Genomic DNA, 3,560 nt, shown 5'->3' with positions numbered 1-3,560 from the left:
GGCCGGGATAGATCCGGGGGCTGGGGGTGTGGTTCAGAGGGTGAGGCTCATCAGGATCGAGTCCCGGTCGTCGCCCGGCGCGATCCGCAGTGCGCCGGGCCATCGGCCGACCTCCACCCACCCGACCTTGCGGTAGAAGTCCTCCAGGCCGACGCCGCCCCGGGCGGAGAGCGACAGCCGCTCCAGACCCATCTCGTCCCGCGCGATGTCACGGACGCGGTGCATCAGCGCGACGCCGACGCCCCGGCCGCGATGGCGTGGACGGGTCTGGACGTGGTTGACCGTGCCGCAGTGCGCGCCCAGAGGGTGCGGCTCGCGGCGCAGGATCAGCCAGCCCGCGAGCGAGCCGCCGACGGTGGCGACGAGCAGTCGGCCGTGGCCCGGGTGCAGTCGGCGGACGAGCCCGTCGACCACGGGGGCGACGTCCCGGGCGCTGACCGGCAGCGGCGGGAACTCGGTGGCGAGCACCGCGCCGCCCGCGTTGGCCACCTCTCCCCAGCAGTCGACGATCTCCTGTCTGAGTTCACCGGTGACCTCGTCGGGGCACGTCAACTGCAGGAATTCCGGGACTCCGTGGGCCGTCATGCCTTCAGCCTTCCAGAGGAGCGGGCGGGCGCAGCACACGTCCACCGGCCCGGGCCCGGCGTGTCCCCCGACGGGTCGACCGCGGCACCGCGGCCTCGGCCCCGTCGGGTGGGGCGGCGCCGGGTGCCTCAGAGGGGCGTCGCGCCGGTCGGGGCTCCCGCGCCCACCAGGGACGCCGTGGGCGCCTGGGTGAGTTCGGCGCGGCCGAACAACAGGGCGTAGCCGGGCGGGAGTTGGGCGAGGATACGGTCGAGGAGGTCGTCGCCCGCGAGCTGCGCGACGATCCGCAGGACGGTCCCCGTGTCCCATCGGGTCGTGGCCGCCGTACCGCCGGTGCGCGACGCCAGGTCCTTGACGAAGCCCCAGCCGGTGACGGGTTCGGGGTCGGGGATCGCCGCCGTGAAGCAGCGAGCGGCCTCGTGGGGCAGCCTGGCCGCGAGTTCCACGCGCTCGTCGCCGGTGAGGCGGCGACCGAAGGCGGTCAGTACGGCGCGTACGGCCTCCTCGGCCCGTGCGCGGGTGGGGTAGGCGCCTTCGTAGCGCACTCTTTCCAGCAGCTGCTCGAACGTCATGCCCGCGGTGTGCCGGCACGGCTCTTGCAGGGAGAACATCGTGAAGCGATTGCCTTTCTCGTCCGAGGGGGCGCGTCCGTGGGGGCGCGAAGGGGGCTAGGGGGGCGGCGGCCGGGGGCTGCGCCCGGGCCGCCGGTGGGACGGGCGGAGGACGCCGGGGGAACGGGCAGAGGACGGCCGGAGGGAGGACGGGTGGAGGACGGCCGAGGGTGCCCGTCCTCTGTCCGTCGCGGCCGACCGGGGTTCAGCCGCGGATCTCCCGGTGCGCGGTGCCGCCGCCGATGGCGACCTTGCGGGGCTTGGCGCGCTCGGCGATCGGGATCCGCAGGGTCAGCACACCCGCGTCGTAGTCCGCCTTGATGTGCTCGGTGTCCAGGGTGTCGGCCAGCACGACCTGGCGGGAGAAGACACCCAGGGGACGCTCGGAGAGCTCCATCTGCACGTCGTCGGACTTGGGGACGGGGCGCCGCTCGGCCTTGACGGTCAGCATGTTGCGCTCGACGTCGACATCGATCGCGTCCGGGGACACACCGGGCAGGTCGAGGGCGATGACGTACTCCTCGCCCTCGCGGTAGGCGTCCATCGGCATGGCCGACGGGCGTGACCAGGTGCCGGTCGTGTTCAGGAGCTGCTGGGTGAGGCGGTCCAGCTCACGGAACGGATCGGTGCGCATCAACATCGTCAAACACCTCCAGTGTTCGGGTCAGGCACGTTCCTGCCAATGCGTTTCACCTGCCTTCGTTGTAACATGTCATCCAAGTGATGACAAGTGGAAAGTCATCGAGACGATGACACCGCGACTGCGCGACGCTGGAGGGCCCATGACCACCGCCGACCAACAGCCCGCCCCCGATCCCGGCGGTCTCACCCCCACGTCCTTCCTCGCGGCCGCGGCGGCGCTGGACACGATCCACGAGGCCCTGCACACGGCCCGGACACCTCGGGACGGAGAGCCGGGCGGGGAGCCGCCCGCGCCCGACCCGGCCAGCTCGCAGCAGGCGCTCGCCGCGCTGCTGATGCTCCGTGAGGCGCGTGATCAGCTCGCCGAGTGGGAGGCGGGGCTGATCGAGGCAGCCCGGGAGGCGGGCGCCAGCTGGGCCGATCTCGCGCATCCGCTGGGCGTCTCCAGCCGTCAGGCCGCCGAGCGCCGCTACCTGCGGGTGCGCCCCGGGCGCCCCGGGTCCACCGGCGAACAGCGCGTCCAGGCCACGCGCGACCGCCGCGCCGCCGACCGCAGCGTCAGCGCGTGGGCCCGCGCCAACGCCGCGGACCTGCGCGGGCTCGCGGGTCGGATCACCGCGCTCACGGACCTCCCGGCCGCCGCGCGCGCCCCCGTCGTCGAGCTCACCACGGCTCTCGCGGACGACGACGCGGCCGCACTGATCGCCCCCTTGGCGGACACGCACGCGTACCTGACACCGGGCCACCCCGAGATCGCGGCCCGCGTCGACGACATCACACGCCACACCGACCGACTCCGCCGCACAAGCACCGACAAACGCCAGAACCGACCGTGACCACCCCGCCTCCGGCCGCGGGTGGTGTCGGGGCTGCGGAGGTGGAGGGGTTGAGGGGTGAGAGGGGATGAGGTTGGGAGCCGGGCACTGGGTGGGCGCCGGAGGTCGGGTGCCGGGGCGGAGGGGCCTTGGAGCCGGGCTCGGGGCGGAAGCCGGGTGCGGGGCCCGGGGGGCCGGGGCGGAGGCCGGGGTGCAGGGCTGGGGGCGAATGCGGGGCCCACGACCTGGGCTGGAAGCCGAGAGCAGCACCAAGAAGCCGGGGGCCGGGGCGGAGGCCGGGGTCCGGCGCGGAAGCCGAGCGCAGGGCCGGAAAGCCAACGCGAGGCCCAGGACCGGGGCCGGAGCGGAGGCCGGGTGCAGGGTAGGGCCAACGCGGGCCCACGACCGGGGCCGGAAGCCCGAAGCAGTACCAAGGAAGCTGGGGCCCGGAGCGCAAGCCGGGGCCCGGTACGGAACCCGAGCTCAGGGCCGTAAGGCCGGTGCAAGTCCCTGGTCCAGGGCTGGAACCCGGGCTCAGGCCGGAGGGCCCGGGTTGGGACCCAAGCACAGGGTCAAAGAGTCAGAGGTTGGGCGGAAGAGCCGGGGCCCGAGGCGGGAGCCCCCGGCGGGAGGCCGGGAACCCGGCGCGACGCCGAGGGCCGGGCGCCGGGCCCAGTGCCGGACGCAAGGCCTGAAACCGGGGCGGGGTGCCGAGCCCAGAGCCGGGCCCGAGGCCGGGAAACCGGGCGCCGAGCCGAGGCGCACCGCCGAACCCAGCGCCGGGTGCGGGGCTGGTGCCAAGCGCGAGGCCGGTGCCGAGCCCAGAGCCGGGCCCGAGGCCGGGAAACCGGGCGCCGAGCCGAGGCGCACCGCCGAACCCAGCGCCGGGTGCGGGGCTGGTGCCAAG

4 protein-coding genes are annotated in these 3,560 nt (G+C 74.6%); 1 reads left to right on the top strand and 3 read right to left on the bottom strand.

Annotation, left to right across the window (positions count from 1 at the left end; translation table 11 throughout):
• Nucleotides 1-33: 33 nt before the first annotated feature.
• The 3 genes from ACZ52C_RS13405 to ACZ52C_RS13395 form a co-directional block, all read right to left on the bottom strand.
• Nucleotides 34-585, bottom strand: a complete 552-nt coding sequence (locus tag ACZ52C_RS13405) for a GNAT family N-acetyltransferase (RefSeq protein WP_365672689.1) — start codon at nucleotides 583-585, stop codon at nucleotides 34-36.
• Between the two features lie 128 nt (nucleotides 586-713).
• The gene (locus tag ACZ52C_RS13400; protein WP_469074842.1) at nucleotides 714-1,196 is read right to left on the bottom strand and encodes a DUF2267 domain-containing protein; all 483 of its coding nucleotides are present in this window, start codon (nucleotides 1,194-1,196) and stop codon (nucleotides 714-716) included.
• A gap of 205 nt (nucleotides 1,197-1,401) precedes the next feature.
• On the bottom strand, nucleotides 1,402-1,836 hold the full coding sequence (locus ACZ52C_RS13395; RefSeq protein ID WP_469074841.1) for an Hsp20/alpha crystallin family protein: 435 nt from the start codon (nucleotides 1,834-1,836) through the stop codon (nucleotides 1,402-1,404).
• 142 nt (nucleotides 1,837-1,978) lie between these two features.
• On the opposite strand from ACZ52C_RS13395, the gene ACZ52C_RS13390 reads away from it, so the two are divergent.
• The gene (locus tag ACZ52C_RS13390) at nucleotides 1,979-2,674 is read left to right on the top strand and encodes a type III effector protein (protein WP_469074840.1); all 696 of its coding nucleotides are present in this window, start codon (nucleotides 1,979-1,981) and stop codon (nucleotides 2,672-2,674) included.
• Nucleotides 2,675-3,560 lie beyond the last annotated feature (886 nt).

The organism is Streptomyces sp. NPDC034049, assembly GCF_055575575.1.
This window is presented reverse-complemented; position numbering and strand designations above follow the sequence as displayed.